At 69.1% G+C, this 17601-nt stretch carries 14 protein-coding genes and 1 tRNA gene; 4 read left to right on the plus strand and 11 right to left on the minus strand.

From position 1 onward, the window contains the following. Nucleotides 1–18: 18 nt before the first annotated feature. The 3 genes from ACTJKO_RS13280 (at nucleotide 19) to ACTJKO_RS13290 (ending at nucleotide 2026) form a co-directional block, all read left to right on the plus strand. Nucleotides 19–843, plus strand: a complete 825-nt coding sequence (locus ACTJKO_RS13280; RefSeq protein WP_440689453.1) for an ABC transporter permease — start codon at nucleotides 19–21, stop codon at nucleotides 841–843. Next, the gene (locus ACTJKO_RS13285; protein ID WP_440689455.1) at nucleotides 843–1613 is read left to right on the plus strand and encodes an ABC transporter ATP-binding protein; all 771 of its coding nucleotides are present in this window, start codon (nucleotides 843–845) and stop codon (nucleotides 1611–1613) included. Before ACTJKO_RS13280 ends, ACTJKO_RS13285 begins: the two co-directional genes overlap by 1 nt. A 110-nt stretch (nucleotides 1614–1723) precedes the next feature. Beyond that, on the plus strand, nucleotides 1724–2026 hold the full coding sequence (locus ACTJKO_RS13290) for a hypothetical protein (RefSeq protein ID WP_440689457.1): 303 nt from the start codon (nucleotides 1724–1726) through the stop codon (nucleotides 2024–2026). 28 nt (nucleotides 2027–2054) lie between these two features. Here ACTJKO_RS13290 and ACTJKO_RS13295 read toward each other — a convergent pair whose 3' ends face one another. The 5 genes from ACTJKO_RS13295 to ACTJKO_RS13315 all read right to left on the minus strand — a co-directional run bounded on the left by ACTJKO_RS13295 (nucleotide 2055) and on the right by ACTJKO_RS13315 (nucleotide 8220). Beyond that, nucleotides 2055–3287, minus strand: a complete 1233-nt coding sequence (locus ACTJKO_RS13295; protein WP_440689459.1) for a CDP-glycerol glycerophosphotransferase family protein — start codon at nucleotides 3285–3287, stop codon at nucleotides 2055–2057. Nucleotides 3288–3329: 42 nt separating this feature from the next. Beyond that, nucleotides 3330–4238 (minus strand): glycosyltransferase family 2 protein, encoded by a 909-nt coding sequence (locus tag ACTJKO_RS13300; protein WP_440689461.1) that lies wholly within the window; start codon nucleotides 4236–4238, stop codon nucleotides 3330–3332. Then, the gene (locus ACTJKO_RS13305; RefSeq protein ID WP_440689463.1) at nucleotides 4235–5053 is read right to left on the minus strand and encodes a CDP-alcohol phosphatidyltransferase family protein; all 819 of its coding nucleotides are present in this window, start codon (nucleotides 5051–5053) and stop codon (nucleotides 4235–4237) included. The genes ACTJKO_RS13300 and ACTJKO_RS13305 overlap by 4 nt, the downstream gene beginning before the upstream one ends. A 9-nt stretch (nucleotides 5054–5062) precedes the next feature. Next, nucleotides 5063–6106 (minus strand): glycosyltransferase family 2 protein, encoded by a 1044-nt coding sequence (locus ACTJKO_RS13310; RefSeq protein ID WP_440689465.1) that lies wholly within the window; start codon nucleotides 6104–6106, stop codon nucleotides 5063–5065. A 167-nt stretch (nucleotides 6107–6273) separates the two neighbouring features. After that, the gene (locus tag ACTJKO_RS13315; protein ID WP_440689467.1) at nucleotides 6274–8220 is read right to left on the minus strand and encodes a S1C family serine protease; all 1947 of its coding nucleotides are present in this window, start codon (nucleotides 8218–8220) and stop codon (nucleotides 6274–6276) included. A 192-nt stretch (nucleotides 8221–8412) separates the two neighbouring features. Between ACTJKO_RS13315 and ACTJKO_RS13320 the strand changes: the two genes are divergently transcribed. Then, nucleotides 8413–9615, plus strand: coding sequence for an aminotransferase class I/II-fold pyridoxal phosphate-dependent enzyme (locus ACTJKO_RS13320; protein ID WP_440689469.1), 1203 nt, complete (start codon nucleotides 8413–8415; stop codon nucleotides 9613–9615). Nucleotides 9616–9658: 43 nt separating this feature from the next. On the opposite strand, the gene ACTJKO_RS13325 is transcribed toward ACTJKO_RS13320, so the two are convergent. The 6 genes from ACTJKO_RS13325 to ACTJKO_RS13350 all read right to left on the minus strand — a co-directional run bounded on the left by ACTJKO_RS13325 (nucleotide 9659) and on the right by ACTJKO_RS13350 (nucleotide 17572). Further along, nucleotides 9659–10474 carry a carbon-nitrogen hydrolase family protein gene (locus ACTJKO_RS13325; protein WP_440689471.1) on the minus strand — a complete coding sequence of 272 codons (816 nt, stop codon included), beginning with the start codon at nucleotides 10472–10474 and terminating at the stop codon, nucleotides 9659–9661. Nucleotides 10475–10789: 315 nt separating this feature from the next. Further along, the gene (locus ACTJKO_RS13330; protein ID WP_440689473.1) at nucleotides 10790–11632 is read right to left on the minus strand and encodes an SDR family NAD(P)-dependent oxidoreductase; all 843 of its coding nucleotides are present in this window, start codon (nucleotides 11630–11632) and stop codon (nucleotides 10790–10792) included. Between the two features lies 1 nt (nucleotide 11633). Continuing rightward, nucleotides 11634–12107 carry a MerR family transcriptional regulator gene (locus ACTJKO_RS13335; RefSeq protein WP_440689475.1) on the minus strand — a complete coding sequence of 158 codons (474 nt, stop codon included), beginning with the start codon at nucleotides 12105–12107 and terminating at the stop codon, nucleotides 11634–11636. A gap of 1064 nt (nucleotides 12108–13171) precedes the next feature. After that, nucleotides 13172–13248, minus strand: a tRNA-Met gene (locus ACTJKO_RS13340). 63 nt (nucleotides 13249–13311) lie between these two features. Further along, entirely contained in the window at nucleotides 13312–16311 is a 3000-nt protein-coding gene (locus ACTJKO_RS13345) for a UPF0182 family membrane protein (protein ID WP_440689477.1), read from the minus strand. Nucleotides 16312–16462: 151 nt separating this feature from the next. Beyond that, nucleotides 16463–17572 carry a YlbL family protein gene (locus ACTJKO_RS13350; RefSeq protein WP_440689479.1) on the minus strand — a complete coding sequence of 370 codons (1110 nt, stop codon included), beginning with the start codon at nucleotides 17570–17572 and terminating at the stop codon, nucleotides 16463–16465. Nucleotides 17573–17601 lie beyond the last annotated feature (29 nt).

The following is a 17601-nucleotide window of genomic DNA, read 5'->3' on the forward strand; positions in this document are numbered from 1 at the left end:
TCCGCCCGAAGGGAAACCGTGACCACAGCGAGTGCGCCGACCGCGCCCGCGGCTGCCGCACCACTGGCGTCCCGGAGCGCCGGTCGGCGCTACCGTCATGCGCTCTGGCTGCTGACCGTCCGTGACCTCCGCGTCCGCTACTCGACGTCCGCGCTGGGGTACCTCTGGTCGATCCTCGACCCGCTGGTGATGTCGGCGATCTACTGGTTCGTCTTCACCCAGGTGTTCCACCGCGGGTCGGTCGGCGAGAAGCCGTACATCGTGTTCCTGCTCTCGGCGCTGCTCCCGTGGATGTGGTTCACCGGTGCGGTGTCCGACTCGACCCGGGCGTTCATCAAGGAGACCAAGCTCATCCGGTCGACCACGATCCCGCGCAGCATCTGGGTCGCCCGGGTGAACGCGTCGAAGGGCATCGAGTTCCTGCTGAGCCTGCCGGTGCTCGCGGTGTTCGCGATCGCCACCGGGGCCCACGTGCACTGGCAGCTCGTGCTGTACCCCCTCGCCATCGTGCTGCAGTGCGCGCTCGTCTACGGCCTCGGGCTGATCGTGGCGCCGCTCGTGGTGTTCTTCCGCGACCTCGAACGGGCGGTGAAGCTCGTGCTCCGCTTCCTGTTCTACGCGTCGCCCATCATCTACGGCACGCAGGCCCTCCCCCACAGGCTGCACGACATCGCGGCGCTCAACCCGCTCAGCGGCATCTTCGGCATCTACCGTTCGGCGTTCTTCCCGTCGCAGCTCGACTGGTTCGAGGTCGGGGTGTCGGTCGTCGTCACGGTCGTGGTGCTCGCGATCGGCCTCGTCGTGTTCCGCCGCAGCGAGCACCGGGTCCTGAAGGAGCTGTGATGACCGCCACCGAGCAGACCAGCCGCGCGGCGACCGTCGCGCCCGTCATCTCCGTGCGGGACGCGGGCATCCGGTTCAAGCGGAACCGCCGGGCGAGCCGCAGCTTCAAGGACCTCTTCGCCGGCAGCAACCGCCGCAAGCGGGCGGACGAGTTCTGGGCGCTCCGCGGGGTGTCGTTCGACGTCCGTCCGGGCGAGGCGATCGGCGTCGTCGGTCGGAACGGCCAGGGCAAGTCCACGCTCCTCAAGCTCGTCGCGCAGGTGATGCTGCCCGACGAGGGGCGCGTGCACGTCGGCGCGGGGGTCGCTCCGCTGATCGAGATCACCGGCGGGTTCGTCGGCGACCTCACCGTGCGGGACAACGTGTACCTGACCGCGGGGCTGCACGGCATGTCCCGGGCCGAGATCCGTGACGCCTTCGACGAGATCATCGACTTCGCCGAGATCGGCGACTTCGTGGACACGCCCTACAAGCACCTGTCGAGCGGCATGAAGGTCCGCATCGCGTTCGCGGTGATCTCGCGCCTCGACGAGCCGGTCATCCTGGTGGACGAGGTCCTGGCGGTCGGCGACAAGGCCTTCCGTGAGAAGTGCTACAAGCGCATCGAGGAACTCCTCGCCGGGGGCCGCACGCTGTTCTTCGTCTCGCACAGCGACAAGGACCTCCGTCGGTTCTGCGACCGCGGGCTCTACCTCGACAAGGGGCGCCTGCAGTTCGACGGGCCGATCGAGGACGCCATGGCCCGCTACGCCGCCGACTCCGCGGTCTGACCGGCCGCTCGACCTCCACAGCTCGCCCTGCCCCGGGCGCTCTCCACAGCTCGCGGACCCGACGGCGGAACCACGGCCCGGACGTCAGACCCTCACCCTACGGTGACGGCATGCACCACCCGACACCGGCCTACGCCGTCCCGTTCACGATCGACCGTTCCCTCGCCCCGCGCCGATACGACCTGGTGAACACCGGGTCCGAGCCGGTCGACGGCCTCACGCTCACACACCTCGGCAACGGCTACTGCCCACCGCTCGCCGTGCGCCGGCTGGAACCGGGCCGTTCCCTGTCGATCGCCGTGTTCGGCGCCGATCCGGAGGACACCGGCGTGGTGGTCGTCCGGTGGCGACGCCCGGACCGGTCGGAGTACCTGTGGCGGATGTCCCTGGCCGGCTCCGGTCGTGGTGCGTGAGCCCCGGCTCGCGGGCCGAGCGCGGGTGTCAGAGCTCGCCGCGAGCCGACGCGACCTCGCGCCAGCGCGCCAGCAGCCGCTCGACCGCCTCGTGCAGACGAGCCGTCGCCGCCCCGGGGGTGGTGTCCCCGAAGTACCGCTGCACCCAGTGCTGCAGCTTCGCGAGCTCGTCGGCGTCGTTCACTGCGGCGTCGATCCGCGCGATGACGTCGGCGGTGTCGGACGCACGCAACCAGTTCGCGTCCCCGAGGTACCCACGCTCGTCCACGTCGGCCTGCGGCGACACCGGACGCGTGACGATGAGCGGCTTGCCGACGGCCAGGCGGTCGTAGATCATGGCGCTGATGTCGGTGATGGCCACGTCCGCCCCCGCGAGCTGCCACCCGAGTTCGGCGCCGTCGTCGTACACGTGGTGCGCACCGGGATCGGCGGCGTTGGCGCTCGCGATGGCCGCGACGATCCGCTCGTGCGCGGCCTTGTACCCGGCGTCGAGGACACCGCTGCGCGGATGCGGCCGGTAGACGAGCCGGTGCGCGGGCGACGCCAGCACCTGCTCGGCGATCGCGGTGCCATGGCTCGCGATCGACCCGTACGCGGCGGCCGGGCGGTCCCCCTCCCACGTCGGCGCGTAGAGCACCACGGTGCGGTCGTCCGCCGGGTACGGCGTGGCGCCGGCGAAGTGGTCCGCCTGCGGTCGGCCGATCGGGATCGCACGCCGGTCGATGTCGTAGTCCCACAGGGCCTCGGTGAGCCGTTCACGAGCGGCGTCACCGGCGATCAGGGCGTAGTCGTACGCCTTGAACTGGTTCGTCGTCATGTACATCTTGTCGCTCTCTCCGTGGTTGACGAAGACGTGCCACATGCGCCCGTACCGCATCATCTGGAAGTTCCGGGCGTTCTGGTTGACGTAGAAGACGATCTTCGGCGCCTGCTGGTCGACGAACCGCTCGAGGTCGACGACCTGCCGTGCGTAGACCGCGGGCACCGGGGACTCGTCGAGCAGTGTGAGCATCGTGCCCGGGTTGCGGGCGATGATCGCGACCGGGTGGGTGGCCGCGAGTTCGGCGAGCGGCGCGTACCACTGCCGGACCTGGTACATGTTCACGGGCCCGTCGGCGAAGTACACCGCGATCTCGATCGTGCCCGGTGCGGGCACCGCGGCGGACGGCAGTCGTCTCGCCAGCTCGCGGCGGCTCCGACGCGACTGCAACAGTCGGCCGGCGAGCCGCAGGGCGGTACGGGCGTCGCTGGTGATCGGCATGGTCCTTCTTCCGGTGACGACGGAGGGTCTTGGCTGGACGGGTCAGACGACGGGTGGCCGGCCGGCCAGCGTCATGCGTCCGATCGTGAGCCACCCCATCACACGCACCGGGCCGCAATCGGCGGACCAGCCCTCCCGGACACCCCCGAACCACGTCGCCAGGCGCCGCGGGTGCCGCCACCAGCGGGCCACCTGAATCGCCGCCCAGGACCCGACGTACAGCGGTCGGAGGACGGCTGGCAGGTTGCGGCGCGCGAGCCAGACCCGGTTCCGGGCGTTCAGGCGGTAGTACTCCGCGTGCCGAGCGGGATCGATCGCCGGGTGGTGCGCGACGAGCTCCCCCGCGTACCAGGCTCGACGGCCGGCGTCCCACACGCGCCAGGCCAGCTCGATGCCCTCGTGGGCGTAGAAGTACGCGCCTCCCCAGCCGCCGGTCGCACGGAAGACCTCCATCGGCAGCACCACGGCCCCTTCCCAGACCGAGAACACGGGCGACGAGTGCTCCGCCGACCCCTTGCGGATCCGGGGGATCCACCGGGTCGGGTTGGCCGCGCCGGTCGGGTCGACGACCCGGGGCTGCACGAGCCCGAGGGACGGATCGCGCTCGAAGAGCCCGATCGCGTCGCGCAGGAACGTGTCCGACGGCACGGACGCATCGTCGTCGAGGAAGAACACGTAGTCGCCGTCGACCACCTCCGCGCCGGCGTTGCGCCCAGCGGGGATCCCGATGTTCTCGGGCAGTGCGAGCGACCGCACCCCCGCCGGCAGCCCGGTCGGCTCCCAGCCGTTCCCGACGCACACGACGTCGAGCTCGACGTCCCGCTGTGCGAGGACCGACTCCAGGCCTCGACGCAGGTCGTCCGGGCGGGTGCCCTGTGACAGGCTCACGACCGCGACCCGGGGGCGGTCACGGTGCGGGACGGCGTGCCGCTGGACGGTGCCGGGCGTCATGCGCGGACCCGCTTCGACGAGATGATCGCGACGAAGTGGCCGAACGTCGCCAGCACGGCGAGCGGCAGCAATGCACCGACGAGGATCCGGTCTGCGAGCGGGTGCCCGATCACGAGTGCGACCAGGGCGAACACGAACGCGAGGATGCTCAGCTCCACCGAGTGGTACAGGCGGTGGAACGGCAGGAAGCGCGCTGCACGACGCAGCCCGGCGAGGCGGCGGCCCGACGGAGCGGTCCCGGCGTCGCGGCGGTCGACGAGCTTGTCGAGCCCGGCGTTCGCACGCGCGACGTGCACCATGTCGTTGAGCGCCTTGTTGAGCACGATCACGAGACCGAGCGCGCAGCCGATCGTCGTCCACATCCAGTCCGCGCCGTGGATCGGCCACGTCGCCGCACGGATGCCGAGCGCGACGGGGATGAGCCCTTCGGTCGTGTAGTGCCCGACCTTGTCGAGGAACACGCCGGCCGGCGAACGGGTGCCCCGCCAGCGCGCGACCTCGCCGTCACAGCAGTCGACGAGCATCTGCAGCTGCCCGAGGACGAGTGCGAGGGCGGCACCCCAGATGCCGGGGATGAGCAGCGCGGCCGCGACGCTCCAGCCGACCAGGATCATCAGACCGGTCACCTGGTTGGCGCTCACACGGGTCTTCAGCAGCAGCCAGGTGAGGTACGGCGAGACGTCCCGCAGGTAGAGCGACGCCGTCCAGTGCTCGGCGTTCGCCCGAGCGCGGACCTCGTCCGGTTGGGCGACGGCGCGGAGCTCGGCGATCGAGGTGGGGCGGGCGTCGCCGCGGCCGGTCGTGTCGTCGGTCAAGAGGTCAGTTCACCGTCCCGTGTGCGTGGTCAGCTCGGACGTCCGGGTCAGGAAGCCGATGATGAATCCGAGTCCCCAGCCGACGTGGATGCAGGGCAGCACCACGAGCAGCCAGAGGAACGTCGTCAGCCCCGACCGCCGCGCGACCGCGACGGCGCCCAGGACGACGAAGACGAGGTAGACCGCCGGCACGACGAACCCGAGCAACGCCCACGCTGCGCCGGTCCCGAGCGCCGCGCCGATGATCCCGACGATGCCGACGACGACACCGAGCGCCATCGCGGCGACCATCGCCGGGGGCACGAAGTACCGCAGACCGTTGTTCGCGGGGAACCGACGGGCGAGCTCACCGCGCCACAGGCCCGTCGCGACGAACTGCCGCACGAGGCGCCGCAGGCTCGGACGCGGACGGTACGTGACGACGAGCTCCGGCGTGAACCACACCGTGCCCCCGGTCTGCCGGAGCCGTCGGTTGAGTTCCCAGTCCTGCCCGCGCTTGATGCCCTCGTCGAACAGGCCGACCTCGAACAGGCGGTCACGACGGAAGACGCCGAGGTAGGCCGTCTCTGCCGGCCCGGCCTGGCCGCCGACGTGGTGCGGGGTGCCCCCGAGCCCGACCCGGCTGCCGTAGGCCAGCGCGACGGCGCGTTCGAACGGGGTCCGCCCCTCGGCACGCATGATCCCGCCGACGTTGTCCGCGCCGGACTCCTGCAGGACGCGCACGGCGACCCGGGTGTAGTCGGTCGGCAGGACGGAGTGCGCGTCGACACGGACCACGACCGGGTGCACGGACGCGCGGATCGCCACGTTGAGGCCGGCCGGCGTCGAACCGAGCGGGTTCTCGATCGCCCGGATGCGCGGATCGGCGGCGCTCATCTCCGCCACGAGCTCGTTGGTGCCGTCGATCGACGGGCCGAGCGCGAGGATGACCTCGAACGGACCGGTGTAGTCCTGTTCCAGGAGACTCTGGACGGCGGCCCGGACCTCAGTGACCTCGTTGAGGACGGGCATCACGTACGAGACGCCCGGCAAGGGCTGTCCGTCTGTCTGCATGCGTACCTCGGGGTCCTCACTGGTGCACGGGACGCACCGCGGACGGTGCCGCCCCGGAGAGCGACCCTGAGCCTATCAAGTCGCCACCGGTGGTCAGGCGCGACCGCCCGACGGACGGGAGGCACGGTGCCAGCCGGCACCGTGCCTCCCGTCCGTCGGCGAGTGCGTCAGCCCTTGTACGTACCGAGCGTGACGTCCGCCTCGCGCGTCTGGCCGTCGCGGATGAACGTGATGGTCGTCTTCGCGCCACCGGCGAAGTAGCGGACCTGCGCCGTCAGGTCGGTCGCGTCCGACACGGTCGCCGACCCGATCTTCGTGACGACGTCACCCTTCCGGAGACCCGCCTGGGCTGCCGCGCCCCCGGAGGAGACGGACTTGATGAGGCCGCCCATCTGGGTGGCGTTCGCGCTCTCGGCGGCGTCGCCCACGGTCGCGCCGAGCAGGCCGTGCGTCGCGGACCCGTTGTCCTTGATCTCGTTCGCCACCCGCTTGACGAGGTTCGACGGGATCGAGAAGCCGACACCGATGCTGCCGGACTGGCTCGAGGATTCCGAGGAACTGCTCGCGCTCGCGATGGCGACGTTGATGCCGATCAGCTTGCCCTTGGAGTCCAGCAGCGCGCCGCCGGAGTTGCCGGGGTTGATGGACGCGTCCGTCTGGATCACGGGCAGCGACACGGTGCTGTTCGACGACGAGCTGCTGCCGTTGTCGCCGTTGCCCCAGAAGTCGAACGGACCGCCGCTCGAGCCGTTGCCGCCCTCGTTCGAGTCGCCGCCCTGGCTCGGGGCGCTCGACGTCACCTGGATGCTGCGGCTCAGGGTCGAGACGATGCCGTCGGTGACGGTGTTCGACAGGCCGAGCGGCGCACCGATCGCGACCGCGGTGTCACCGACGTTGAGGTCGGACGAGTCCGCGAACGTGATCGGCTTCATGTCGGTCGCGTCGATCTTGATGACCGCGAGGTCGACCGTCGGGTCCGTGCCGACGAGCTTGGCCGGGTAGATCTTGCCGTCCGAGGTCGTGACCGTGATCGTGCCGTTCGAGCTGTCGCCGTCGAGCGTGACCACGTGGGTGTTCGTGACGATGTAGCCGTCCTTGCTGAACACGACGCCCGAACCGGTGCCGGCCTCGCTGCTCGCGGAGACGTTGATCGTCACCACGGAGGGCGTGGCCTGCGCCGCGACCGCCGTGACGACGGTGGCGTTGTTGTAGTCGTTGACCGTGAGGTTGCCGCCGCTCTGCGAGGACGAGGAACCGACGACGGTGCTGCCGCCCTGCGAGGAGGCGGCGAGCCATCCCGCGCCACCGCCGACGAGCCCGGCGACGACGATCGCCGCGACGAGCGGGAGGACGAAGCGCCCACGGCCGTCCCGCGAACGGGTGGCCGTCGTGGTGCCGGCTCCCCCTGCCCCGCCGGCAGCGGCGGCGCCGAAGTAGTGGCCGTTGCGCTGGTTCGACCCGTCGACGTCGCCGAAGGCGCTCGTGGCGGAGCTCGGAGCCTGCGCCGAGGCCGGCGCGGACGCGGGCTGCGAGTACTCGCCGTAGCGGGGCTGCTGACCGTACCCGCTCGGGGTGCCGTACTGGGACGTCTGCGGCGACTGTCCGTACGGGGTGCCGTAGGGGTTCGCCTGCTCGCCACCGTGGGGCGTGGCGTGCTGGCCGTAGCCACCCGCGCTGGGTGCCTGGCCGTACTGGCCCTGGCCGTACTGGGAGGTCTGGCCCTGGCCGTACTGGTCCTGCTGGCTGTGGCCGTACTGGGAGGTGTGCCCGTACTGGTCCTGCTGGCTCTGGCCCTGCTGGCGCTGGCCGTACTGGTCCTGCTGGCCCTGGCCGTACTGGGAGGTCTGCCCGTACTGGGACGTCTGGCCCTGGCCACCCGTCGGGTAGGGGGCCGTGTACCGGTCCGTGGGGTGCTCGGCCGACGCGGCGATGACGTCGGTCTCGTTCTCGGGGGCGGCGTCGATCACGTCCGTGTGGTCGGCTCGCGCATCACTCCGGGGAGCGTCGTCCGTGTGCCGGGAGTCGTGCGACGTGGCGTCCCCGGATGCGGCCTGCTCGGCCGTGTCGTCCGGACGGAAGTCGTCGCCCTGCCCGTGGGGCGTGGTGTCGGTCATGCTGGACGTGCTCCTTTCAAGCTCGTGCAGTCTGTCGCACCCACCTGAGCGGTGCTCCTGGTGACGCTGCGAGCCACCTATGGCGATCTTATGCGTGCTCTGTGTCGGCGTCCCGCGCACGGCGTCGAGCGGACGCTAGGTTGGGTCCGTCCGACGCGCTCTCATGTGCCGTCGACACGCGGAGGGATGCACATGCGACGGTCAGGACCCTGGTTGCGAGCCGCCGAGGGAGCCATGCTCCTCAGCGCCGACGGCGTCCCGGCACCGACGGTGTTCGCCGAGATGAGCGCGCTCGCCGCCGCGACCGGGGCCGTCAACCTCGGACAGGGCTTCCCCGACGAGGACGGTCCCGCCGAGGTGCTCGAGGCCGCCGTCGCCGCCGTCCGGGACGGTGTCAACCAGTACCCGCCGGGCCGCGGCGTCCCCGACCTCCGAGCGGCGATCAGCGAGCACCAGGCGCGGTGGTACGGCCTCGCGGTCGACCCCGACCGTGAGGTCCTCGTCACCGCCGGCGCCACCGAGGCCCTCGCCGCCACGCTCCTCGCGTTGGTCGAACCGGGCGACGAGGTCGTCACGTTCGAACCGTTCTACGACGCGTACGGCGCGCTCGTCCGGCTCGCCGGCGGCACGCACGTCACCGTGCCCCTCACGGCGCCGGACTTCCTCCCGGACGAGGAGACGCTCCGCCGGGCGTTCTCGGACCGCACCCGCGCGGTGCTCGTGAACACGCCGCACAACCCCACCGGCCGCGTACTGCCCACCGACGTGCTCAGCACGATCGTGGAGCTCGCCGCACGGCACGACGCCGTCATCGTCACCGACGAGGTCTACGAGCACCTGACGTTCGACGTCCCCCACGTCCCCGTCGCCACGCTCCCGGGCGCCGCAGAGCGGACCGTGACGATCTCGAGCGCTGGGAAGACCTTCAGCACCACCGGCTGGAAGATCGGGTGGCTCACGGCTCCGGCGCCGCTCGTCGACGCGATCACAACCGTGAAGCAGTTCTTGACGTACGTGAACGGCGCCCCCTTCCAACCCGCGATCGCGACCGGGCTCCGACTGCCCAACGCGGTGTTCCGCGGCATCGCGGCGGACCTGTCCGCCAAGCACGACGTGCTGTCCGCGGGGCTCGAGGCGGCGGGGTTCGACGTCATGCGACCCGACGGCGGGTACTTCGTGATCGCCGACGTCGCACCGCTGGGACACGACGACGCGCGCGCGTTCTGCCTCGAGCTGCCGGAGCTCGCCGGGGTGGTCGGGGTACCGGTGTCCGCGTTCGTCCGCCCCGAGCACGCTGCCGGGTACCGGTCGCTCGTGCGGTTCGCGTTCTGCAAGCGCCGCTCCGTGCTCGAGGACGCCGCGGCACGGCTCGCGGGCCTCTCACTCGCCGGCTGATCGGCGCGGCGTCGCGGACGGGTCGGGCCGCGTACGGGGTCGGTCAGTCCCGACGGACGACGTCGTACCGCCGAGCGGCGAGCGACGGGTTCGTCCGTCGCACGGCCTCGGTCACCGCGGTGTCGACCGTCGCGACCACGGTCGTCGGCACCGATCCCCCAGCGGCCACCGCCACACCGGACGGGTCGAGCACGACCGTCCCGCCGATGCCGATCGGCGGCGTCTGCCCCACACCCGCCACCCAGACGGTGTTCTCGATCGCCCGCGCCGTCAGGAGCGTGCGCCAGTGGTGTTCCTTCCCCGGACCACGGACCCACTCGGCGGGGACCAGCACGAGGTCCGCGGCGCCGTGCTCGGGCGCGGCGAGACGGCGCGTGACCTCGGGGAACCGCAGGTCGTAGCACGTCTCGAGTCCCACCCGGAGTCCTCGGAGCTCGAAGACCGACAGCTGCTCGGGATCGCCCGGCTCGATCCGGTCCGACTCCCGGGACCCGAACGCGTCGTACAGGTGCACCTTCCGGTACGACGCAGCGATCGACCCGTCGGGCAGGACGGCCACGAGCGTGTTGCGGAAGCGACCGGGCACCGACGCGGCCTCGGCGACGCCCACCACCAGGGCGACGCCGGTCGTGCGGGCGACGTCCCGCAGGCCGGTGACGAACGGGCCGTCGAGCGGCTGGGCGGCCGCGACGAACCGGTCGTCGATGTCCGCGGTGAAGTAGGACGTGTACTCCGGCGTCACGAGGAGGTCAGCGCCCCGGCGGGCAGCGTCCTCCGCGGCAGCCCGCACGGTCTCGAGGTTGGCGACCGGGTCGTCCACGGGGGCGAACTGCGCTGCAGCGACGGTGAGGGAGCCCATCCGCCGAGCGTACCGGGGTGGGCCGCACACGACGAAGGCCCCGGTCCGACTGGACCGGGGCCTTCGCTGTGACGCGCGGACGTCATTGTTCGAATTCGTGGCAATCCCCAGGAGCGCCCGCTCCCACCGAGAAGCCCTGGATGGCGGATCACCTGCAGCCGCGCATCGCTTCCCAGTGTTTCGCATGGCTGCTCGCGCATCACGGGCAAGAGCGATGGTGCCTGGCATCCCTCTGACCCCGGACGTCGAGAACGAGATACTGAAACCAACGACCGTGCTGAGATCGCAGCGCTGGCTCGATGCGCGATGATCGGATCACAGGCTATTGCTGCCTGGCGTCTCGCCTTGAGCCTGCTCGGACAGAGCTTTGTGCGCATCCCATTCGGCCAGACGCTTCTGGTACTCGTCGTGGATCATCTCGTTGATGCCGCTGCCGAAGAGCATGCGCAGAGGAGGCTCCTTCATGTCGACGAGCTCTAGCATGACGGACGCCGTCGCAGTCGGATCACCAATCGAGGCAACGCTGTGTTCGCGAATCTGCGCCATGGAGTCGCGCAGTCGCCGATACGCCTCGAGCGGCTCCGCGTGGGCGGCGGACGCCGTCCCCCAGTCCGTGCTGTACCCACCAGGTTCGACGAGGGTCACTTTGATGCCGAAATCGCGGACCTCCTGACTCAACGACTGGCTCAGGCCTTCGAGGCCCCACTTGCTTGCGTGATACAGGCCGAGCCCCGGGAAGGCGTTCACGCCTCCGATCGAGGACACCTGGATGATGTGCCCTGCATGCTGTGCACGCATGGTAGGAAGTACGGCCTGCGTCACCCACAAGGCGCCGAACAGGTTCGTTTCAAGCTGTGCTCGCGCCTGCTCTTCGCTCACCTCCTCGACTGAACCGAACAGGCCGAAGCCAGCGTTGTTGATCAGCACGTCGATCCGGTCGAATCGTTCCTTGGCCTGCACGATCGCCCTACCTACAGCTTCCCGGTCGGTCACGTCAAGCGGGAGAGTCAGCGCATTCTCAGGGAAGGACTCTCTGAGCGACGCGAGGCTGTCCACCTTCCGAGCCGTCGCGACAACCCGGTCGCCCCGTTCGAGTGCTGCAAGCGCCCAAACTCGACCGAAGCCCTTGCTCGCCCCGGTGACCAACCATGTCTTCATTTCACTTCTCCTTGTACTCTTTGTTGATCTCAAGCGCAATGTCGAAGCTCTTCAGGCTTATGGCTTGGGCTTGTTCCGTATTTCCGCGCGCGATCGCACGCCAGTAAGCGACCTTCCCGTCGAGGTATTCGAGCTGACGTTGCAGTCTGGCCATCTGCCGTCGAAGTCGCGCTCCGTGATCCTCAAAAAGGTCAATCTGGCCCTGAGCAGCAACAGGGCTCGCGTCGGTTGCCCCGAGGTACTGACGCATCTGTTCAATTGACATTCCGGTGGCACGGAGACACGCGAGTGTGACGACCCTGTACACGTCCGATTCGTTGTAGTACCGGTGCCTGCTCGAGCTATCACGACCGATCCGGCTGAGCAGCCCGACTTTCTCGTAGTATCGGAGCGTGTGTTCACTGAGCCCTGAGCGCCGCACCATCTCTTTCATGGAAATGAATTCATCAGCACCTGAGGAGTCCACCTTCTGCATGTCGATCAGTATCGGAACCTAGAGCGCTCTAGGTCAAGGGGCGGTAGCGGCGAAATGTGAGGACATGCAGGAATCAATGGACTCATTCGAATGTCAATCGCATCACAAAAAGTGACGAACGCGGTGAGCCACGTGTGCTTCGAATTGTGATCCGAAACGCGAAACGTCACGCCTCTACGCCGAGAACCTTCGAGTGCCTCCGCCATCATGTCCCAATGGCGGAGGGAAACGGGTACCTCGACTGAGCACCCGCGGGAACCAGCGTCCAAAATCCAGAGAAGCAGTTCATCACTCCGCACCACCGCTATGGCACCGTGTCGTTCACTCGTCCCACGGTGAAGAACGACTGCACGCTCCCCGCCGCCCGCGCTGCGCTCCGTGGCGATGGTCGATTGTCACCTGGCCCGGTGGACTCCGGGATAGAGCAGTTCCGCCGCCGAGCGATCGGGGAGGTCGACAACGTCAGCCGAACCAGCGGCACAGGCGGAACCACGGTTCTGGCCGAGGAGGATCCCGTACCCAGCTCGATCATGGTTCAGAACCTCCTGGCGCCGATGCCGAACGGCGAGCCAGGGTGGCCTGGGGCAGATGCGCGTCATCGAGACGTCCGCAGCCCGATCCGCGATGTGGGCGCACTCCACCGAACAGGTTCCGAGCTGCGGAAGAGCTCGACCACGTGCGCTCGCTACTGACCAGCCCGAATCGACGCCACACCCATACAGGGGCGATGCGCGGCCGCAACATGGAGCGGAGCGCTTCGACTCGCATCTACACCGACGTCGCGACCGAGCCGTGCCGCCTCTTCCGGCTCGGATTGCCCGAGCTCGACCCGATACGCGAGCGGAAACGGATTCAGAGGCCGCTCGTGAGGACCGACGGTCTCGGAGGATGACGGATGTCCCTGACTTCACCCCGAAAGACTGTGCTCGTGGCAGGAAGCGGGCCGGGCTCGTCCCGAACGGCGTCTCACGTTGATGTCCGATCCAGAGCCCGTCCTCCGGCCTGCTTCCAGCAGAAACGAATGGGCCCCGGTCCGACTGGACCGGGGCCTTCGCTGTGACGCTTGGTTGCGGGGGCAGGATTTGAACCTACGACCTCTGGGTTATGAGCCCAGCGAGCTACCGAACTGCTCCACCCCGCGGCACGTTGAACAGCCTACACGCGGCCGTGGCGGGGCACAAATCGAGTGCCCCGCCACGGTGTGTCAGTTGTCGCCCTCGGCCTCGGTCGCGGCCTTGATCGCTTCCTGCAGGCGCTGGTCCGCTTCGGCGGCGGCGACCAGGTCGTTCTCCGCGTAGGCGTCCTGGCGGTCCTGCAGCGCCTGCTTCGCGTCGTTCAGGGCCTTCTGGAGCGCGGCGTTGTCGACGGCACCCGAACCGCTGGATGACCCGGAACCCGACGACGAGCCGGAGCCCGCGTCGGACGACCCGGAACCGCTCGACGAACCGGAGTCGGAGGACCCGGAGCCCGAGGACCCGGAGCTCGACCCGGCAGCGCCCTGGTCACCCGCCGTCGCGCCCGAGTCGCCGCCGAACAGGCTGTTGAGCGCTTCGTCGAGGGTGTCCTCGAACGCGATCTTGTCGCCGAAGGCCACGAGGACCTTCTGCAGCAGCGGGTACGACCCACTGGACGTCGACTGCACGTACACCGGCTGCACGTAGAGGAAGCCGCCACCCACGGGCAGGGTGAGCAGGTTGCCCTGCTTCACCGTCGAGTTCCCCCGCTTCAGGATGTTGAGCTCCTGGGAGACCGTGGTGTCCGAGTTGAACAGGTTCTGCACCTGGGCCGGCCCGGGGATGTTGTCCGTCTTCGGCATCGTCAACAGGGTGAGCTTGCCGTAGCCGGACGCCTTCTTCCCCTTGCCGGCGCCACCGGCGTCCGAGTCGACCGCGAGGTACCCGGTGAGCACGTTGCGGTTGTTCGACCCGGCCGACTGCTGGGGGATGTAGGTCGTGTACAGGGTGTAGGCGGTCCCCTGACCCGGCACCTTCATCGTGAGGTAGTACGGGTCCTGCAGGTTCGCGCGCGTCGTCGTCGTCGTGGTACCGAGCGCGTTCGCCCCGGAGTTCGTCGTCGTCGAGTCGGACGAGCCGGACGAGTCGGACGAGTCGTTCGTCCCCGAGGTGGGCTCCTGCGGCGTGTTCCACGCGTCGTCACCCGAGTAGAACGAGTTCGCGTTGGTCACGTGGTACGTGCCGAGGATCGAACGCTGCACCTTGAACAGGTCGGTCGGGTACCGCACGTGGTCGAGCAGCTGGGCGCTCATGGACGAGACCGGCTTCACCGCGGTGGGGAAGATCTTCTCCCACGTCTTGAGCACCGGGTCCTTCGTGTCCCACGAGTACAGGGTGACCTTGCCGGTGTACGCGTCGACGGTGGCCTTCACCGAGTTCCGGATGTAGTTCACCTGGTCCGTGCGGTAGGCGGAGGACTCCGAGCCGGCGATGCTGTCCGACAGGCTCTGGCTCTGCGAGTACGGGTAGGCGTCACTCGTCGTGTAGCCGTCGACGACCCACTGGATGCGGTGGTCGACGATCGCCGGGTACGCGTCGCTGTCGAGCGTCAGGAACGGCGCGACCTTCTGCACGCGCGTGAGCGGGTCGCGGTCGTAGAGGATCTGCGAGTCCTTGTTCACCGCGTTCGACAGCAGGATCTGCTCCGACTGGAACTTCGCGGCGTACACGAGCCGGTTGAAGAAGTTGCCGAGGCTCGGTCCGCCGTTGCCCGCGTACGTCGTGGTCGCGTTGCCGCCGTTGTCGTCGTCGGAACCGGACGGGTAGTCGAGTTCGACGTTCTTCGACCCCTTCGGCGCACCGACGATCGAGTAGGGCGGCGAGGTCTCGCCGAAGTACACACGCTGCTGGAAGTCGCCGAGTGCACCGCTCGACGGGATGCCGGACTCGAGGAACACCGGCTTGCCGTCGCTCGCACGCTGGTTGCCGTACGCGGCGGTCACGCCGTAGCCGTGGGTGTAGACGAACGCCCGGTTGTACTGGGTGTTCGCGGCGGCGCTGAGCCCGTTGAGGTCGATGTCACGAACGGCGATGACGGTGTCCTCCGTCTGCCCCTTGACGTCGTAGCGGTCGACGTCGAGCTCGTTCGGGAACTGGTAGTACTGCCGGTACTGCTGGAGCTGGCTGAACGTGTCCGAGACGATCTTCGGGTCGATCAGGCGGATGTTGGCGGTCGTCTGCGCGTCCTTGCCGAGCGCGCCGGAGGTCGCCTCGGTCGTCGCGTCGTAGTTCTGCTCCTTGACGTCCGAGACCCCGTAGGCGTCACGGGTCGCTGTGATGTTCCGCTCGATGTAGGCGGACTCGTAGCTGCGCTCCGAGGGCTTCACCTGCAGGCGCTGCACGATCCACGGGTAGATGCCGCCGATGACGATCGCGGCGACGAGCAGCAGGCCGGTGCCGACGATGGAGATGCGCCAGCGGCCGATCACGGCGGTGACGATGAAGAGGATCGCGACGATCGCCGCGATGCCCGCCATGATCTCGCGCCCGGGGATGACCGCGTTCACCTCGGTGTACTGCGCACCGGTGATGAGCGAGTTCGACTTGGTCAGGGCGGCGTACTGGTCGAGCCACAGGCTGACCGCCTGCAGGGCGATGTAGACCGCCGCGGTCACGGCGAGCTGGACCCGTGCGGCACGGGAGATGCGGACCTCACGCCCGCCGAAGCGCATCGCCCCGTAGAGGTAGCAGGCGGCGAGCGCGGCGAGACCCGAGATGAGCACGACCGCCGACGAGTACGCCACGATCGAGCGCCAGAACGGCAGCTCGAACACGTAGAAGCCGATGTCGAGGCCGAACTGCGGGTCGGTCTTGCCGAACGGCGTGCGGTTGAAGTACTCGAGCACCATGCTCCAGCGACCGGCGGTCGAGAGCCCGGCGAAGATGCCGAGCACCACGGGGATCCCGATCATGACGGCGCGACGCAACGGTTCGATGACCTGCTGGTACCGGTCGAGCTGCGAGTTGAGCTTCGCGTAGACCGGCCGGAACCGGAACGCGATCGCGATGCTCGCGTACACGGGTACGGCCATGCCGAGGAACCCGGCGAGGAACATCAGCGTGCCCGCGATCCACCGGGTGGTCAGCACCTGCTGGAAGCCGAGCTGCGCGAACCACGCGTAGTCGGTGTACAGGCTCGCGAAGATGAAGAAGCCGATCACCAGTGCGGCCAGCACGATGATCGTGACCACGATCGGGACCCGCGGCGAACGCCGCCCCGAGGTGGACGAGGTTGTCGTCACTTGATGTGCTCCAGACGTGTCGAACCGGCGGGCCCGGCGCGGCGGGCCGTCAGTGCATCGATCCTATGTGGCACGAGCACCCCTGAAGCTGTACGGACGATCAGGAAGTGCAGCGGGCGAGCTTCGCCGTGCTCCCGCCGGACGCGATGGTCTGCAGGTCGGTCACGGCCTGGTCGAGCGTCGAGACCTTGTAGACGTCGAGTCCGCCCGGCACGTGGCCGACGACCTCGTCGCAGTTGCCTGCGGGTGCGAGGAAGACCGTCGCCCCGGCGTCCTTCGCGCCGAACATCTTCTGGCGGATGCCCCCGATCGCGCCGACCTCGCCGTCGGCGCTGATCGTCCCGGTCCCGGCGACGTGCTTGCCGCCGTTCAGCTGGCCGGGCGTGATCTCGTCGATGATCCCGAGCGCGAACATCATCCCCGCCGACGGGCCGCCGACGTCCTGGAGCTTGATGGAGACGCGGAACGGGAAGTCGTAGTGCTCGACCACGCCGACACCGATGAGCGCGGTCCCCTGCTGCTCCCGCGGCGTCAGCTCGACGGTCTTCTCGGCGCCGCCACGCTCGACGACCACCTTCGCGGGGCTCGACGTCCCGTGCTTCGCGACGAGTTCGCGGAGCGAGGTCGCGTCGGCGTTGGTCGTGAGCTCGGTGCCGTCGAACGACCGGATGACGTCGCCCTTCTCGATGACGCCGTCCGCTGCCGACCCCTTCTGGACCGTGCCGACCTCGAGTTCGGTGGGGACGTCGTGGCCCTGCTGGATGAGCGCGGCGGCGACCGCCGACTGCTGCGACTGCTGCATGTCCGCGGTGTCCTGCTGGTTCACCTGGTCGGTCGTCGTGCCCGCGGGGTAGACGGCCTCGGCCGGGATCACGGCCTCGGACGGCGTGAAGAGGGCACGGATCACGCTCGTCCAGGACGGCCGGTGGGTGGCGTCGCCCTCGATCCCCACCGTGAGCATGTCGAGCGCGCCGGACGTCGGGTAGGTCGGGTGCCCGTCGATCTGGATGAGCTTGACGTCCTTCGCGTCCTTGCCGCTCCCCTGCTTCTGCGTGCCGATGGTGTTGTAGACCGGTCCGGGCACCTCGATGAGGTACGGACTCGGCAGCAGGCTGGCGAACAGGCCCAGCACGACGGCACCGATCACGAACGCCCACCCGATCGTCCTGGAGCGCGGACGTCGACGGGGTTCAGGGGCGAAGAGGGTCACGCAGCGTCCTTCCACGGTGGGCTGTTCGC

Origin of the sequence: Curtobacterium sp. 22159 (assembly GCF_052045775.1) — a bacterium.
Taxonomy (GTDB): domain Bacteria; phylum Actinomycetota; class Actinomycetes; order Actinomycetales; family Microbacteriaceae; genus Curtobacterium.

Coding starts and splice junctions, on each gene's coding strand:
- ACTJKO_RS13285 (WP_440689455.1), top strand. CDS start 843: ATGACCGCCACCGAGCAGACCAGCCGCGCGGCGACCGTCGCGCCCGTC.
- ACTJKO_RS13290 (WP_440689457.1), top strand. CDS start 1,724: ATGCACCACCCGACACCGGCCTACGCCGTCCCGTTCACGATCGACCGT.
- ACTJKO_RS13295 (WP_440689459.1), bottom strand. CDS start 3,287: ATGCCGATCACCAGCGACGCCCGTACCGCCCTGCGGCTCGCCGGCCGA.
- ACTJKO_RS13300 (WP_440689461.1), bottom strand. CDS start 4,238: ATGACGCCCGGCACCGTCCAGCGGCACGCCGTCCCGCACCGTGACCGC.
- ACTJKO_RS13310 (WP_440689465.1), bottom strand. CDS start 6,106: ATGCAGACAGACGGACAGCCCTTGCCGGGCGTCTCGTACGTGATGCCC.
- ACTJKO_RS13315 (WP_440689467.1), bottom strand. CDS start 8,220: ATGACCGACACCACGCCCCACGGGCAGGGCGACGACTTCCGTCCGGAC.
- ACTJKO_RS13320 (WP_440689469.1), top strand. CDS start 8,413: ATGCGACGGTCAGGACCCTGGTTGCGAGCCGCCGAGGGAGCCATGCTC.
- ACTJKO_RS13325 (WP_440689471.1), bottom strand. CDS start 10,474: ATGGGCTCCCTCACCGTCGCTGCAGCGCAGTTCGCCCCCGTGGACGAC.
- ACTJKO_RS13330 (WP_440689473.1), bottom strand. CDS start 11,632: ATGAAGACATGGTTGGTCACCGGGGCGAGCAAGGGCTTCGGTCGAGTT.
- ACTJKO_RS13335 (WP_440689475.1), bottom strand. CDS start 12,107: ATGCAGAAGGTGGACTCCTCAGGTGCTGATGAATTCATTTCCATGAAA.